The sequence below is a fragment of the Rhizobacter sp. genome (assembly GCA_019635355.1).
In the GTDB taxonomy this organism is placed as follows: domain Bacteria; phylum Pseudomonadota; class Gammaproteobacteria; order Burkholderiales; family Burkholderiaceae_C; genus Rhizobacter.
The window spans coordinates 3,951,759-3,965,610 of the sequence record JAHBZQ010000001.1; the positions used below are offsets into that span (position 1 = coordinate 3,951,759).

At 69.3% G+C, this 13,852-nt stretch carries 12 protein-coding genes; 6 read left to right on the plus strand and 6 right to left on the minus strand.

All coding sequences use genetic code 11. The features are described 5' to 3' along the window. Positions 1-86: 86 nt before the first annotated feature. Genes KF892_18155 through KF892_18165 form a run of 3 tightly spaced genes read right to left on the minus strand, consistent with a single transcriptional unit; the run spans position 87 to position 5,883 of the window. Positions 87-1,487: an efflux transporter outer membrane subunit gene (locus tag KF892_18155; protein ID MBX3626949.1), complete on the minus strand. Its 1,401-nt coding sequence runs from the start codon at positions 1,485-1,487 to the stop codon at positions 87-89. Beyond that, on the minus strand, positions 1,480-4,641 hold the full coding sequence (locus tag KF892_18160) for an efflux RND transporter permease subunit (protein ID MBX3626950.1): 3,162 nt from the start codon (positions 4,639-4,641) through the stop codon (positions 1,480-1,482). The genes KF892_18155 and KF892_18160 overlap by 8 nt, the downstream gene beginning before the upstream one ends. A 15-nt stretch (positions 4,642-4,656) precedes the next feature. Further along, positions 4,657-5,883, minus strand: coding sequence for an efflux RND transporter periplasmic adaptor subunit (locus KF892_18165; protein MBX3626951.1), 1,227 nt, complete (start codon positions 5,881-5,883; stop codon positions 4,657-4,659). A gap of 147 nt (positions 5,884-6,030) precedes the next feature. Between KF892_18165 and KF892_18170 the strand changes: the two genes are divergently transcribed. From KF892_18170 to KF892_18185, 4 genes are all read left to right on the plus strand, one after another. Further along, positions 6,031-6,663, plus strand: coding sequence for a TetR family transcriptional regulator (locus KF892_18170; GenBank protein ID MBX3626952.1), 633 nt, complete (start codon positions 6,031-6,033; stop codon positions 6,661-6,663). A 37-nt stretch (positions 6,664-6,700) separates the two neighbouring features. After that, on the plus strand, positions 6,701-8,089 hold the full coding sequence (locus tag KF892_18175) for an amidase (GenBank protein MBX3626953.1): 1,389 nt from the start codon (positions 6,701-6,703) through the stop codon (positions 8,087-8,089). A 97-nt stretch (positions 8,090-8,186) separates the two neighbouring features. Continuing rightward, positions 8,187-9,503: a DUF805 domain-containing protein gene (locus tag KF892_18180; protein MBX3626954.1), complete on the plus strand. Its 1,317-nt coding sequence runs from the start codon at positions 8,187-8,189 to the stop codon at positions 9,501-9,503. 81 nt (positions 9,504-9,584) lie between these two features. Further along, entirely contained in the window at positions 9,585-10,217 is a 633-nt protein-coding gene (locus tag KF892_18185; GenBank protein ID MBX3626955.1) for a transglutaminase-like cysteine peptidase, read from the plus strand. 9 nt (positions 10,218-10,226) lie between these two features. Here the strand turns inward: KF892_18185 and KF892_18190 are convergent, their stop codons facing one another. Both KF892_18190 and KF892_18195 read right to left on the minus strand, forming a co-directional pair. Further along, a complete protein-coding gene (locus KF892_18190) occupies positions 10,227-10,940 on the minus strand; it encodes a YafY family transcriptional regulator (GenBank protein ID MBX3626956.1) in 714 nt (237 codons plus the stop codon). A 162-nt stretch (positions 10,941-11,102) separates the two neighbouring features. Further along, positions 11,103-11,489: a VOC family protein gene (locus KF892_18195; GenBank protein ID MBX3626957.1), complete on the minus strand. Its 387-nt coding sequence runs from the start codon at positions 11,487-11,489 to the stop codon at positions 11,103-11,105. 152 nt (positions 11,490-11,641) lie between these two features. Here KF892_18195 and KF892_18200 point away from each other — a divergent pair, with 152 nt between their 5' ends. Both KF892_18200 and KF892_18205 read left to right on the plus strand, forming a co-directional pair. Beyond that, positions 11,642-12,370 carry a GTP cyclohydrolase I gene (locus KF892_18200; protein ID MBX3626958.1) on the plus strand — a complete coding sequence of 243 codons (729 nt, stop codon included), beginning with the start codon at positions 11,642-11,644 and terminating at the stop codon, positions 12,368-12,370. 12 nt (positions 12,371-12,382) lie between these two features. Then, a complete protein-coding gene (locus tag KF892_18205) occupies positions 12,383-12,805 on the plus strand; it encodes a BLUF domain-containing protein (protein MBX3626959.1) in 423 nt (140 codons plus the stop codon). Here KF892_18205 and KF892_18210 read toward each other — a convergent pair. Further along, a complete protein-coding gene (locus KF892_18210; GenBank protein MBX3626960.1) occupies positions 12,802-13,749 on the minus strand; it encodes a helix-turn-helix domain-containing protein in 948 nt (315 codons plus the stop codon). The genes KF892_18205 and KF892_18210 overlap by 4 nt on opposite strands. Positions 13,750-13,852 lie beyond the last annotated feature (103 nt).

Consider the following 13,852-nt stretch of genomic DNA (forward strand, 5'->3'; position numbering starts at 1 on the left):
GGTCTTCGAGCCGCGCACCGGCGAGCCGATGCGCGGGGTCTGCTTGGGGCTGGGCATGCGGCGGATTGTCGCTTCGCCGCCTGGCCTCACTTGGTGGCGGTGGGCTCCGTCCAGCCGCCACCCAGCACCTTGTAGAGGTTGACCTGGTTCTGCACCACCGCCGCCTGCACCTGCACCACGGCCTGCTGCGCGCTGAAGAGGGCGCGCTGGGCGTCGAGCACGTCGAGGAAGCTCGCCGCGCCGTTGCGGTAGCGCAGGTCGGCCAGCCGGAAGCGCGTCTGCTCGGCATTGGCTTGGGCCAGCTGCGCGCGCGCCTGCTCGCCCAGCGTGGCGCGGCCGGCCAGCGCATCCTGCACTTCGCGGAAGGCGTTCTGGATCGACTTCTCGTACTGCGCCACCGCGATCTCGCGGTTGGTCTTGGCGAGGTCGAGGTTGGCGCTGTTGCGGCCGGCGTCGAAGATCGGCTGCACCAGGTTGCCCGAGATGCTCCAGGCCTTGGTGCCGCTCTTGAAGAGGCCGTCGAGTTCGCTGCTCGCGCTGCCGGCGCTGCCGGTCAGGCTGATGCGCGGGAAGAAGGCGGCGCGTGCGGCGCCGATGTTGGCGTTGGCGGCGATGAGCTGCTGCTCGGCCTGGCGCACGTCGGGCCGGCGCGTCAGCACCTCCGACGGCAGGCCAGCGGGCAGGTCGGCGGCGAGGCGCTGTTCGCCGATGGCGAGCGGCGGCGGCAGGTCAGCCGGCAGCGGCTGGCCGATCAGCAGCACCAGCGCGTTCTCGTCGAGCGCCCGCTGCCGCGTGACGGCGGCGAGCGTGACCTTGCCCGCTTCGAGCAGCGACTCGGCCTGGCGCAGGTCGAGTTCGGAGGCCGCGCCGTTGTCGAACTTCAGCTTGTTGAGCTTGAACGAGTCTTCGCGCGTGCCGAGCGTGTCGCGCGTGATGGCGAGCAGCTCTTCGTCGGCCAAGAGGCTGAGGTAGGTGTTGGCCACCGCCGCCACCAGGCTGATCTGTGCGGCCTTGCGGCCTTCCTCGCTGGCGAGGTACTGCGCGGCAGCCGCGTTGCCCAGGCTCTGGATGCGGCCGAAGAGATCGATCTCCCAGGCCGAGAGCTGGATGCCCGCCTGGAACACCGTCTGCAGCCGGCCGGGCACCACCTGCGACGGCCCACGCTGGCCGCTCAGGCCGACGCCGAGGTTGGGGTAGAGGTCGGCCCGGCGCACGCCGTAGTTGGCGCGCGCAGCCTCGATGTTGAGCACCGCCACGCGCAGGTCGCGGTTGTTCTTCAGGGCGATCTCGATCAGGCGCTTCAGGCGCTCGTCGACGAAGAAGCTCTGCCACGCGATGTCGGCAGCGGCCTGGGTGCCCGTGGCCGTGGCGCTGTCGGTGAAGGCCGGGGCCACGGGGGCGGCGGGGCGCTCGTACTTCGGCGCCATGCTCGTGCAGCCGGCCAGCAGCAGCGCGGCCGTCAATGCCGTGAGGCGAATGTCAAACATGCTGGTGGCCTCCTTGGTCATCTGCCTCTTTCTCGTGTGCGTAGAACTTGCGCTGCCGCTCGCTGCCCTTGAAGAAGCGGCGCACCACCACGAAGAACACCGGCACGAAGAACACCGCCAGCAGCACCGAGCTGATCATCCCGCCGATCACGCCCGTGCCCAGCACCCGCTGGCTCGACGAGCCGGCGCCCGAGGCCAGCATCAGCGGCAGCGTGCCGAGGATGAACGCCATCGAGGTCATCAGGATCGGCCGGAAGCGGATGTGCGCGGCCATCAGCGCCGCTTCCATCGCCGTCTTGCCCTGCGCCTGCAGGTCTTTCGCGAACTCGATGATCAGGATCGCGTTCTTCGCCGACAGGCCGATGATGGTGATGAGGCCCACCTGGAAGTACACGTCGTTGGTGTAGCCGCGGAAGGTGACACCCAGCAGCACGCCCAGCACGCCGAGCGGCACCACCAGCATCACCGCCAGCGGGATCGACCAGCTCTCGTACAGCGCCGCGAGGCACAAGAACACCGCGAGGATCGCGAAGCCGTAGAGGATGAGCGCCTGCGAGCCGGCAAGCTTTTCTTCGCGCGACTGACCCGTCCACTCATACGCGAAGCCGGGTGGCAGCTTCGCGGCCAGCGCTTCCATCTCGGCCATCGCCGCCCCCGTGCTGTAGCCCGGCGCGGCCGAGCCGTTGATGCGGATCGCGGGGTAGCCGTTGTAGCGCACCGTCTGCATCGCCCCCGTCACCCACTTGGTGGTGGCGAAGGCCGAGAGCGGCACCGGTTTGCCCTGGTTGTTGATCGCGTTGAGCTTCAACAGGTCGTCGGGCTGCATGCGCGCGGGTGCATCGGCTTGCACCACCACGCGCTGCAGGCGGCCGGCGTTGGGGAAGTCGTTGACATAGGCCGAGCCGAGCGCGGTGGAGATGGCGGTGTTGATGCTGTCGAAGCTCACGCCCAGCGCGTTGGCGCGGTCGCGGTCGATGGCGAGCTCGACCTGCGGCGCGTCTTCCAGGCCGTCGGGGCGCACCTGCGTGATGACCTTGCTCTGCGAGGCCATGCCCAGCAGCTGGTTGCGCGCGTTGATGAGCGCCTGGTGGCCCTGTCCGCCACGGTCCTGCAGGCGGAAGCTGAAGCCCGACGACTGGCCAAGCTCGGGGATCGGCGGTGGGCTCAGCGGGTAGATGAACGCATCGCGGATGCCCATCAGCGCGCCGAAGGCACGGCCCGCGATCGCGTCGGCCTTCTGCTGCGGCTCCTTGCGTTCGCTCCAGTCCTTGAGCGTCACGAAGGCGAGCGCCGCGTTCTGGCCCTGGCCCGAGAAGCTGAAGCCCAGCACGCCCACCATGCTCTGCACCTCGGGCTGCTTGAGGATGTAGGCCTCGACCTGCTTCATCACCTCCAGCGTGCGCTCCTGCGTGGCGCCCGGCGGCAGCTGCACGTTGACGATCATGTTGCCCTGGTCTTCCTGCGGCAGGAAGGAGGTGGGCAGGCGCTTGTAGAGCAGCGCCACCGCGACGCCGATGGCCAGGTAGATGATGAGGAAGCGCCCGGCGCGTTTGAGGATGCGTGCCACCCAGCCTTCGTAGCCCTTGGCCGTGCGCGTGAAGCCGCGGTTGAACCAGCCGAAGAAACCGGTCTTCTCATGGTGGTGGCCGGCTTCCACGGGCTTGAGCAGCGTGGCGCACAAGGCCGGCGTGAGCGAGAGCGCCATGAAGGCCGAAAACGCGATCGAGGCCACCATCACCGCCGAGAACTGGCGGTAGATGTTGCCCACCGAGCCCGAGAAGAAGGCGAGTGGCACGAACACCGAGATCAGCGCCACCGTCACGCCGACGATGGCCCCGCTGATCTGCCCCATCGCCTTGCGCGTGGCCTGCAGCGGCGGCAGTCCTTCCTCGCTCATGATGCGTTCGACGTTCTCCACCACCACGATGGCGTCGTCGACCACGATGCCGATCACGAGCACCATGCCGAACATGGTCAGCACGTTGATCGAGAAGCCGAGCGAGAGCAGCACCGCGAAGGTGCCGAGCAGCGCGATCGGCACCACGATGGTCGGGATGATGGTGTAGCGCCAGTTCTGCAGGAAGAGGAACATGACGAGGAACACCAGCACCACCGCTTCGATCAGCGTCTCGGCCACCTGCGTGATCGAGATCTTGATGAAGCGCGAGCTGTCGTAGGGGATGGCGTACTTCACGCCCTGCGGGAAGAGCTTGGAGAGCTCGTCCATGCGCTTGTGGATGGCCGCGGCCGTCTGCAGGGCGTTGCCGCTGGGCGCGAGCTGCACGCCGATGCCGGTGGAGGGGTTGCCGTTCAGCCGCGCCGAGGTGGCGTAGGCCTGCGCGCCGAGCTCGAGGCGGGCCACGTCGCGCAGGCGCACGGTGGAGCCGTCGGTGAGTGCGCGCAGCACGATGTTGCCGAACTCCTCGACCGTGCTGAGCTGGCCCTTCACCACCACGGTGGCCGAGATGCCCTGGCCGGCGATGTTGGGCAGGTCGCCGATGGTGCCCGACGACACCTGCGCGTTCTGCGCGCGGATGGCGGCGATGACTTCGGCCGACGACAGGTTGTAGCCCTGCAGCTTGTTCGGGTCGATCCAGATGCGCATGGCGCGCTCGGTGCCGAAGAGCTGCGCCTGGCCCACGCCAGGCACCCGCTGCAGCTCGGGCAGCACGTTGCGCGAGGCGTAGTCGCCGAGCGCCACCGGGTCGTAGGCCGGGTTGTCCGACGAGAGGATGGTGAAGAGCAGGAAGTTCGAGCGCGCCTTGTCGACGCGCACACCTTGCTGCGTCACCGCCGAAGGCAGGCGAGGGGCGGCGCGGCTGAGGCGGTTCTGCACGTCCACCTGCGCCAGGTCGGCATTGGTGCCGGGCTCGAAGCTGATGGTGATGCTGCCGGTGCCGTTGGCCTGCGCCACCGACTCCATGTACATGAGGCCGGGCGAGCCGTTCATCTCGCGTTCGATGACGGAGAGCACGGCGTCTTCCAGCGTCTGCGCCGAAGCACCGGGGTAGGTGGCCGAGACGACGATGGAGGGCGGTGCGACCGGCGGGTACTGTGCGATCGGCAGCTGCGTGATCGCCACGCCGCCGGCCACCAGGATGAAGAGCGCGATCACCCACGCGAAGATGGGGCGGTCGATGAAGAAGCGTGACATGCGCGGTGCTCCCTCTTATCGGCTGGCAGCCGACGCGGGGGCCGAGGCCGCGGCAGGAGCCGACGCACCCGATGCCGCAGCAGACGGGCTCCACGGCACCGGGTTCACCGGCGCGCCGGGCACCATCATCTTCTGGAAGCCGTCGACGATCACCTTTTCGCCCGGCTGCAGGCCCTCGGTGACGAGCCAGCTCTGGCCTTGTGCCGAGGCGACCTTGATGGTGCGCTTCTGCGGCTTGTTGTCGGCACCGACCACGAGCACGGTGTCGCCGCCCTCGGTGCGCGTCACCGCCTGCTGCGGCAGCAGGATGCCCTGCGGCTGCGAGGCCTGGGCCACGCGCACGCGCACGTACATGCCAGGCAGCAAGAGGCCTTGCGGGTTGGGCACTTCGGCGCGCAGGGTGATCTGGCCGGAGGTCGGGTCGACGGTCAGGTCGCTGAAGAGCAGCTTGCCGGTCTGGGCGTAGACCGTGCCGTCTTCCAGCACCACCTGCACCTTGGCCGCGTCGGCCCCGGCCTTCTGCAGCTTGCCGGCGGCGAGCGCCTGGCGCAGCTTCAGCACCTCGGTGGTCGACTGCGTGAAGTTCACGTACATCGGGTTGATCTGCTGCACCACGGCCAGCGGCGTGGCCTCGCCCTGGCCGACGAGCGCGCCTTCGGTCACGAGCGCCCGGCCGATGCGGCCGGCGATGGGCGAGGTGACGCTCGAGTAGCCGAGGTTGATCTGCGCCGTCTGCACCGCGGCGCGGCTGGCGGCGAGGTCGGCCTCGGCCGACTTCTGGGCCGACACCGCGTTGATGTAATCCTGCTTGCTGATGGCGTTGGCCTCCATCAGCGGCTTGTAGCGCTCGGCCTGGGCGGTGGTCTGCGCCACGTTGGCCTGCGCGCGGGCGAGCGTGGCCTGGGCGCTGGCCAGCGCCGCCTGGTAGGGCGCGTTGTCGATGCGGAACAAGAGCTGCCCGGCCTTCACGTCGCTGCCTTCCTTGAACACCCGCTCGCGCAGGATGCCCGCGGCACGCGCGCGCACTTGCGCCACGCGCGAGGCTTCGAGCCGGCCGGGTAGCTCGGTGGTGAGGCTCACCGTGGTCGGCTGGACCGTCACCACGCCCACCTGCGCCGGCGGCATGCCGCCACCGGGCGCACCGCCGCCCTTCGGGGCTTCCGTCTTCTGCCCGCAGGCGGCGAGCACGACGGCGATGGAAATCAAGGCAAAGCGGGCCGGAACGCCTTTCAACGCAAACATGCGGAATCCTCGGAGGGTGCGCCGTGCGGCGCTGGTTGGGTGTTGTTATTCAGTGCGCACGCAGCACGAAACCGCAGCGGAACCGGGAAGCCGGATTAGTATACATACACGCATGAATGTATATGGGCAGGCTACTGACACACACCGATGGTTCGTCGCACCAAAGAAGAAGCGCAGGCTACCCGCAAACTCATCCTTGACACGGCTGAGGTGGTCTTTCACGAGCGGGGCGTTTCGCGCAGCACGCTGAATGACATCGCGCAGGCCGCCGGCCTCACGCGCGGCGCCATCTACTGGCACTTCAAGGACAAGGCTGACCTCTTCAACGCGATGATGGAGCGCGTGACGCTCCCGCTGGAAGAGACGGCCCACCGCAGCGACGACGAGAGCCTCGACGACCCGATCGCCTACATGCGCAGCAACTTCCTGCAGGCGCTGCGCCTGACCGCCCGCGACCCGCAGGTGCGTCGCGTGTTCGGCATCGCCATCCACAAGGTCGAATACGTGGACGAACTGCTGGCCGTGCGCGACCGCCACCTGCGCATCCGCGACGAGTGCCTGTTGCACGCGCAGCGTGGCGTGACGCTCGCGATGCGCCGCGGCCTGCTGCCCAAGCGCATCCCGGCGCGCGCGGCGGCCCTCGGGCTGCACGCACTCATCGACGGCCTGATCCAGAACTGGCTGCTCGACCCCGAGGCCTTCGACCTCGTGAAGACCGGCCAGCAGGTGCTCGACGCCTACCTCGCCGGCCTGGCCGCGCCGGTGGTCAGCAAGGGCTGATTCGGTCATCATCCGGCCCTACCCCAACGGAGGGCCCATGACGACGTCGTTGCACACCCTGAGCGCGCTCGCGCTGCTCGCCGCCTACGAGAGCCGTGCGCTGTCGCCGGTCGAGGTCACGCGGGCCGTGCTCGGCCAGATCGACCGCTGCGAGCCGAAGCTGCACGCCACCTACGCGCTCGACCACGAAGCCGCGCTGGCGGCGGCAAAGGCCAGCGAAGCCCGTTGGCTGAAGGCCGAGCCACAGGGCGCGCTCGACGGTGTGCCGGTCACGATCAAGGAAAACATCGCCACCCGCGGCACGCCGGTGCCCCTGGGCACCGCCGCCACGCTGCACACCCCGGCCGAGCGCGACGCCCCACCCGCCGCACGCCTGCGCGAAGCCGGTGCGGTGCTGCTCGGCAAGACCACCATGCCCGACTACGGCATGTTGTCGTCGGGCCTGTCGAGCTTCCACGCGCTCACGCGCAACCCGTGGGACGTGTCCAAGAACCCTGGCGGCAGCAGCGCCGGTGCTGCTGCCGCCGCGGCCGGTGGCTACGGCCCGCTGCACCTGGGCACCGACATCGGCGGCTCGGTGCGCCTGCCCGCCGCCTGGTGCGGCATCTTCACCTTGAAGCCCAGCCTCGGCCGCATCCCCATCCACCCGCCGTACTACGGCCGTGTGGCCGGGCCGATGACGCGCAGCGTGCAAGACGCGGCGCTGATGATGCGGGTGCTCTCGCTGCCCGATGCGCGCGACACCATGAGCCTGCCCTACCAGCCGATCTCGTGGACCGAGCTCACGCGGCCGATCAAGGGCTTGAAGATCGGCTTGATGCTCGACGCCGGCTGGGGGCTGCCTGTCGAGCCCGAGGTGCGGGCTGCGGTCGAAGCGGCGGCGAGCGCCTTTGCCGCGGCCGGCGCAGTCGTCGAACCGCTCGCACCCTTCATGACACGCGCCATGATCGACGGCATGGACCGCTTCTGGCGCTGCCGCTCCTGGATGGACATCTCGGCCCTGCCGGCCGAACGGCAGGCCAAGGTGCTGCCCTTCATCCGCGAGTGGGCGCGCGGCGGCGCGGGCCTCACCGGCGAGCAGGTCTTCACCGGCTTCAGCCAGATGGGCGTGATGCGCGAGGCGGCGGTCGCGGCCTGCCAGTCCTTCGACTTCGTGCTCACGCCGACGGCGCCGATCGCGGCCTTCGCCGCCGAGCTGCCGTGCCCCACCAACGACGCGACGCTGCCCTTCGAGCACATCGCCTTCACGCTGCCCTACAACATGAGTGAGCAGCCGGCCGCCAGCATCAACTGCGGCTACACGAGCGCCGGCCTGCCCATCGGCCTGCAGATCGTCGGCCACCGCCATGACGACCTCGGGGTGCTGCAGCTGGCGCGGGCCTGGGAGCAGTTGCGCCCGGCGCAACGGCCCTGGCCGATGGATTGAGCGGCGGGAATAGTTCACGTTTTGCCCGAAGGCGAGGGTGCGGCAGTTGCGTATGCTGCCGGCCATCACGACAGGGCAATGACCCGGGAGACGAGGGATGGATGGCCAAGCGCAGGTGCGTCTGGTGTTCGCGGGGGAGCTGCTGGAAGGCCACACCGCCGACGAGGTGAAGCGGCTGTTCGGCCAGATGTTCAAGCTGGAAGGCGACCGCCTCGCGGCGGTGTTTTCCGGCAAGCGCACGGTGCTCAAGCACCAGATCGGCCGCGAGGACGGCGAGCGCTACGTCGACCGCCTGCGCAAGCTGGGCATGCGGGTGCTGGTCGAGCCCCTCGACGCGCCGCCCGAGCCCCAGGCCGTGCCCGGCGTGCCGGCGCCCACGCCTGCCGTGCCGCCCCAACCCGCCGAACCCGCGGTCGGCACGCTGTCGCTGCAGGAGCTGGCCGACGAGGTGCAGTGCCCCAACTGCGGCAACCGCCAGCAGAAGAAATTCGTGCTCTGCAAGCAGTGCAACACCGACATCCCCCGCGCGCTGGAAAGCAAGCGCGAGGACGCCGAGCGTGCGCGAGCCGAGCGACAGGCGGCGCGCGAGATGGCGTCCAACGGTGGCCGTTTCGCGCCGCCGAACGCCGAGGTCGACGGCGAGCGCAGCACCGACCTCGTCGAGCCGCCGCCGTTTGCCAGCCTGAGCTTCGAAGGCCGCTACGGCCGCGCCAGCTACATCAACACCTGGGGCGCGTCCATGCTGGTCGTGTTCGGGGTGGGGGTGATCGCGGCGGTGCTCACGCCGGTGCTCGGCAAGCTGATCCTGCTGCCGCTCGGGCTGCTGGGCCTCGCGTGGCTGGTCTGGGGCATCCGCGTGACCGCGCTGCGCCTGCACGACTTCAACCGCAGCGGCTGGTGGATGCTGCTCACGCTCATCCCTTATGTCGGCGTCATTGGCAACCTGGTCATCTCGCTCTGGCCCGGCACGGCCGAAGAAAACGACTACGGCCCCAAGCCGAGACGCGGCAACATGGTGCTGGCCATCGCGATCTGCGTGCTGAGCACGGTCGGCCTGGGGATCATGGCCGCGGTGGCGCTGCCGGCCTACAACGACTACGTGAAACGGGCACAGCAGAAGGCCGAGCAAGCCGAGCAGTCCGAGCAACGCCAGGCCGAGCGCATGCAGGAGCAGGCCATGCCCCGCTTGCCCGACGGCTCGGCCGCGCAGGTGTACCGCGACGAGTACATGCCGGCCTCGAACGAAAAGGCCTTCGCGGTGTCGAGCGCCGGGGCCTACGGCTGGTCGAGCGGCAAGACCTCCGCCCGCGAGGCGATGTCGGCGGCACTGTCGGACTGCGACACCCGCCGCGAGGCCTACACCGGCCAGTGCCGCATCGTCAGCGTGAACGGCATGGTGCCCAAGGAGCGCTGATGTGAATTGGCTATTGGCCATTTCACCGATCACCGACTAACGTGGGATCGTGGTGGTGCTGCTTCGCTGCCGCACCACCCCATGCTGCGACGAGCCTTTTCCCTGTGCATCGCCAGTTATGCCTGTGTCGGCATGAAGGCGCACGCCCAGCCCGTGCTCGACCCGCTGCAGGCTGCGACCGAGCGTTTCCTGCGGCTCGCCGAGGGCCTGCGCCGCCTGCCCCTGGCCGAGCGCCACGCGGCGGCGAACCGGCGCATCAACGAGCTGGTCGACTACACCCCCGACCTCGAGCTCTGCGGCGCCCGCGACTGCTGGCAAACCCCGGCCGAGACGCTCGCCTCGGGCCGCGGCGACTGCGAGGACTACGCCATCGCCAAGTACTTCCTGCTCAACGCCTGCGGCAGCGGCGGGTGCCCGCGGCTCGTCTACGCCAGCTGGACCTCGCCGGTCGCGTCGACCCCACGCGTGGCCCACATCGCGCTGATCGCCGACGCACACGACCGCGACCCGGTGGTGCTCGACTGCCTCGACCCGCCGCTGCAGCCGCTGTCGCACCGCACCGACCTGCGGCCGGTGTTCAGCTTCGACAGCAGCGGCCTGTGGCGCGGCGCCGACGGCCAGCGGGTGGGCGACGCCGCGGTGCGACTTCGCCCCTGGCGCGGCGTGCTGGAGCGTTGGGCGCTGCAGCAGCGCGGCAGCGCGATGGCGCACTGAAGCGCGGGTTCAGTTCGCTTTCGGGTGTGCCTGCCGGTGCGCCGCTGCCGACACCTCGGCCTGGCGGAAGAAATCGGGCAGCGTCTTGCCCGGCTCGTCGCGGAAGCTCCCCAGCACGTCAAGCTCGCGGATGCGGTCGATGCGGAAGTTGCGGAACTCCTCGCGCACCTCGCACCAGGCGGCGAGCGTCCACACCGCGCCCCAGTAGAAGCAGCCGAGCGGGCGCACGGTGCGCTCACTGGGCACGTCCTTGAGGTCGAGGTAGCTCAGGCGCACCTTGCGCCGGCCCTCGGCCGCCAGCCGCAGCGGCTCCAGGCGCAGGCGGGTGGCCGGGTCGAACTCGACCGGTGGGGCGTAGACCGCGAGTGTCTCGGCCGCGGCGCGGGCCGCCGCCGGCAGCACCGCGAGGATCTTCGACAGCGCGTTTTCCGCCTGCGCGGCCAGCGTGGCGTCGAGCCGCGGCTGGGCGATGCGCACCGAGGCGACCAGCGCCTGCGCTTCTTCGTGGGTGAACATGAGCGGTGGGAGGTCGAAGCCGCTGCGCATGCGGTAGCCCACACCGGCCTCGCCCTCGATGGGCACCCCTTGCGTCATCAGCTCGGCGATGTCGCGGTACACGGTGCGTTCCGACACCTCCAGCCGTTCGGCGAGGAACTGCGCGGTCGACAGGCGCCGGCCGCGGATGAGCTGCACGATCTGGAAGAGGCGGTCTGCACGTCGCATACGGTCGGGCTCGTCGGTCTGGGGCCGTGACGGCGGGGTGAGGGGTGGATGATTCTGCAACCGCGGCGCGAGGGGGCCACGCAGCGGCAGCAGGGCGGGGCGCGCCATCACCTGCAAGGGGTGGCGCAAGGGTGGCTCGAAAGGCTCCAGCGGCATGGCGGATCAGCTCAGCGCGTGCAGGCCAATGCGGTTGCCTTCGGTGTCGGTCACGTGGGCGAAGAAGCCCAGGTCGCCCGGCAGCTGCACCTTGGGGGTGGTGACGCGACCGCCGGCCGGCTCCACGCGGGCGAGCGCCGCGTCGAGCGAGGGCTTGGCGTTCAGATACACCAGCGTGCCTACGGTCGAGGGCGCCATGCCCTGGCCGGCCGCCACCAGGCAACCGCCGACAGCACCGTCGTCGTAGGGGATGACAGCGAGGGATTGCCCGCCCATCGTCTGCCAGTCGAGCTTCACATCGAGCAGGCGCTCGTAGAACGCCTGGGCGCGGGGCTGCTCCAGCACCGGGATTTCAAACCAGTTCACGGCATGCTGTTGGGTGTGTTGGGCCATGTTTCGCTCCTGTGGTTGAGTGAGTGGCCATGCTCGGCGCCTCTTGCTGACAGCGTTATGTCAGGAGCCTTTTAGGGGGTGGGTGCAGCTCGCCAGCGGCGGCCGGCGCAAGGCAGCACAATCGCTGCTCTTCCACCTCGACAGGACCTTGCATGCCGGCTCCACCCCCCGCGCCGATCTTCAGAACCGAGGAAGACCTTGCGCAGCTGAGCGCGTCGGAGCGCATCCGCTACCGGCTGGTCGGCTCCGGGCGGCGCTACCACGCCAACGACAACATCTCGGCCTTCATCCGCGAAGGCGAGATCGACGAGTTGCGCGACGAGATCGCCGCCAAGATGCAGGAGGTGCTGAAGTCGCTGGTGATCGATACCGAAAGCGACCACAACACCAACGAGACGGCGCAGCGCGTGGCCAAGATGTACCTCACCGAGGTGTTTCGCGGACGCTACCAGCCCATGCCGGCGGTGACCGAGTTCCCCAATGTCGAGCGCCTCAACGAGCTGATGATCGTGGGCCCGATCACGGTGCGCAGCGCCTGCTCGCACCACCTGTGCCCGATCATGGGCAGGGTGTGGATCGGCATCCTGCCCAACGAGCATTCCAACCTCATCGGTCTGTCGAAGTACGCGCGCATCTGCGACTGGATCATGTCGCGCCCGCAGATCCAGGAGGAGGCGGTGACCATGCTCGCCAACGAGCTGCAATCGCGCGTCAAGCCCGATGGCCTGGCCATCGTGATGGAGGCCGATCACTTCTGCATGCACTGGCGAGGCGTGAAGGACGACGACGCGATGATGACCAACAGCGTGATGCGCGGCGCTTTCCTGAAAGACGCGAACCTGCGCCGCGAGTTCCTGTCATTGCTCAGCAAGAAGACCTGAAGGGGTTCGACCATGCTTGTACGCCTGATGTATGCCAGCCGCGCCGCCGAGTCGGTCAACCAGGAGGCGCTGGCCGCCATCCTGAAGAAGTCGCGCCAGCACAACCCCGCCTCCGGCGTGACCGGCGTGCTGTGCTTCTCGGAAGGCCTGTTCCTGCAGGTGCTCGAGGGCGGCCGCCTGGCGGTGAGCCAGCTTTACAACCGCATCGCCAACGATGCTCGCCACCGCGATGTGGTGCTGCTGACCTACGAAGAGATTGGCGAACGCAAGTTTGCGGGCTGGGCCATGGGGCAGGTGAACCTGTCCGACCTGAACGCCTCGCTGCTGCTCAAGTACTCGGAGACGGCCACGCTCGACCCGTATGCGGTGTCGGGGGGGGTGTCGATGGCCTTGTTCAACGAACTCGTGGCCACCGCATCGGTCGTTTGCAGCTAGCGAAACGCGCTCGGCGGTTTGCCGGTGTGCCTGAGCACCAGTCGATAAAGCGCCGAGCCGTCCTCGAAACCCACGTCACGCGCCACTTGGTCGATGGGCGCCCGTGAGGTCTGTAGGGCATGCAGCGCCGAGTCGAGTCGGATCTTCTGCACCAGCCGCATCGGCGTGAGGCCGGTGGCGGCGGTCACGCGGCGGGTCAGCGTGCGTGGGCTCACCGCCAGCGTGTCGGCGATCTCCTCCAGCGAGGGCACGTCGGCCAAGCGTTCGCGCACCAGCAGCTCCACCCGGTGCGCCAGCGGGTCTTGCGCGGCCAGGAAGGCCGGCGCCACGAAACGCGCCTGCGACGCACGCGGCTCGATCACCAGGTAGCGCGCCACCTCGGTGGCGAGGCCCGGGCTCGCGAAGCGGGCGACGAGCGCGAGCATCAGGTCGATGTGGGCCAGCGAGGCGCCGGCCGTCCAGATGCGCTCGTCTTCCGTGACCATCGCATCGAGCGTGGTCTCGCTCTTGGGCGCAAGCGACTTCAGCGTGGGCACGAGCCACCAGGTGCTGGTGCAGCGGCGGCCGTCGAGCAGGCCGGCCTGCGCGAGCAGGAAGACGCTGCTGCACGAGGCCGCGAGGCTCGCGCCCTGGCCCCAGGCCTTGTGCAGCCAGGCCGAGGCGAGCTGGGCGTCGGGCTCGGCCAGCCGGTCGGCGATCTGCCCCGGCGTGGCGGCCCCCAGCCCGGGCAGCACCACCAGCTCGCGGGCACGCGCCTTGGCCAGCGGCTCGGCCGCCATCGACAGCCCGCCCCGTAGCGCCACCGAGGGCGCGCCGGGCGAGAGCACGCGGTGGTCGAAGAGACGCTTGCCCGAGAGGGCGTTGGCGGCGCCCAGCACGTCGAGCGTGATGCCGAGGGAGGCCGGGCTGCTGCCGGCGAGCAGGAGGGTGTCGATGCGGATCATGGGCTGGGTCGTGGCTGGATTGGCAAGATCAATGTCAAAACAGACACTAGCACGAGATGCGGCCTCGGCGCGACAGTGGCGGCCTGTTCAACCCTTGGCGCCG

Bases quoted from the DNA above. Each gene is read 5' to 3' on its own strand.
- KF892_18155 (MBX3626949.1), bottom strand. From the start codon at position 1,487: ATGTTTGACATTCGCCTCACGGCATTGACGGCCGCGCTGCTGCTGGCC.
- KF892_18160 (MBX3626950.1), bottom strand. From the start codon at position 4,641: ATGTCACGCTTCTTCATCGACCGCCCCATCTTCGCGTGGGTGATCGCG.
- KF892_18165 (MBX3626951.1), bottom strand. From the start codon at position 5,883: ATGTTTGCGTTGAAAGGCGTTCCGGCCCGCTTTGCCTTGATTTCCATC.
- KF892_18170 (MBX3626952.1), top strand. From the start codon at position 6,031: ATGGTTCGTCGCACCAAAGAAGAAGCGCAGGCTACCCGCAAACTCATC.
- KF892_18175 (MBX3626953.1), top strand. From the start codon at position 6,701: ATGACGACGTCGTTGCACACCCTGAGCGCGCTCGCGCTGCTCGCCGCC.
- KF892_18180 (MBX3626954.1), top strand. From the start codon at position 8,187: ATGGATGGCCAAGCGCAGGTGCGTCTGGTGTTCGCGGGGGAGCTGCTG.
- KF892_18185 (MBX3626955.1), top strand. From the start codon at position 9,585: ATGCTGCGACGAGCCTTTTCCCTGTGCATCGCCAGTTATGCCTGTGTC.
- KF892_18190 (MBX3626956.1), bottom strand. From the start codon at position 10,940: ATGCGACGTGCAGACCGCCTCTTCCAGATCGTGCAGCTCATCCGCGGC.
- KF892_18195 (MBX3626957.1), bottom strand. From the start codon at position 11,489: ATGGCCCAACACACCCAACAGCATGCCGTGAACTGGTTTGAAATCCCG.
- KF892_18200 (MBX3626958.1), top strand. From the start codon at position 11,642: ATGCCGGCTCCACCCCCCGCGCCGATCTTCAGAACCGAGGAAGACCTT.
- KF892_18205 (MBX3626959.1), top strand. From the start codon at position 12,383: ATGCTTGTACGCCTGATGTATGCCAGCCGCGCCGCCGAGTCGGTCAAC.
- KF892_18210 (MBX3626960.1), bottom strand. From the start codon at position 13,749: ATGATCCGCATCGACACCCTCCTGCTCGCCGGCAGCAGCCCGGCCTCC.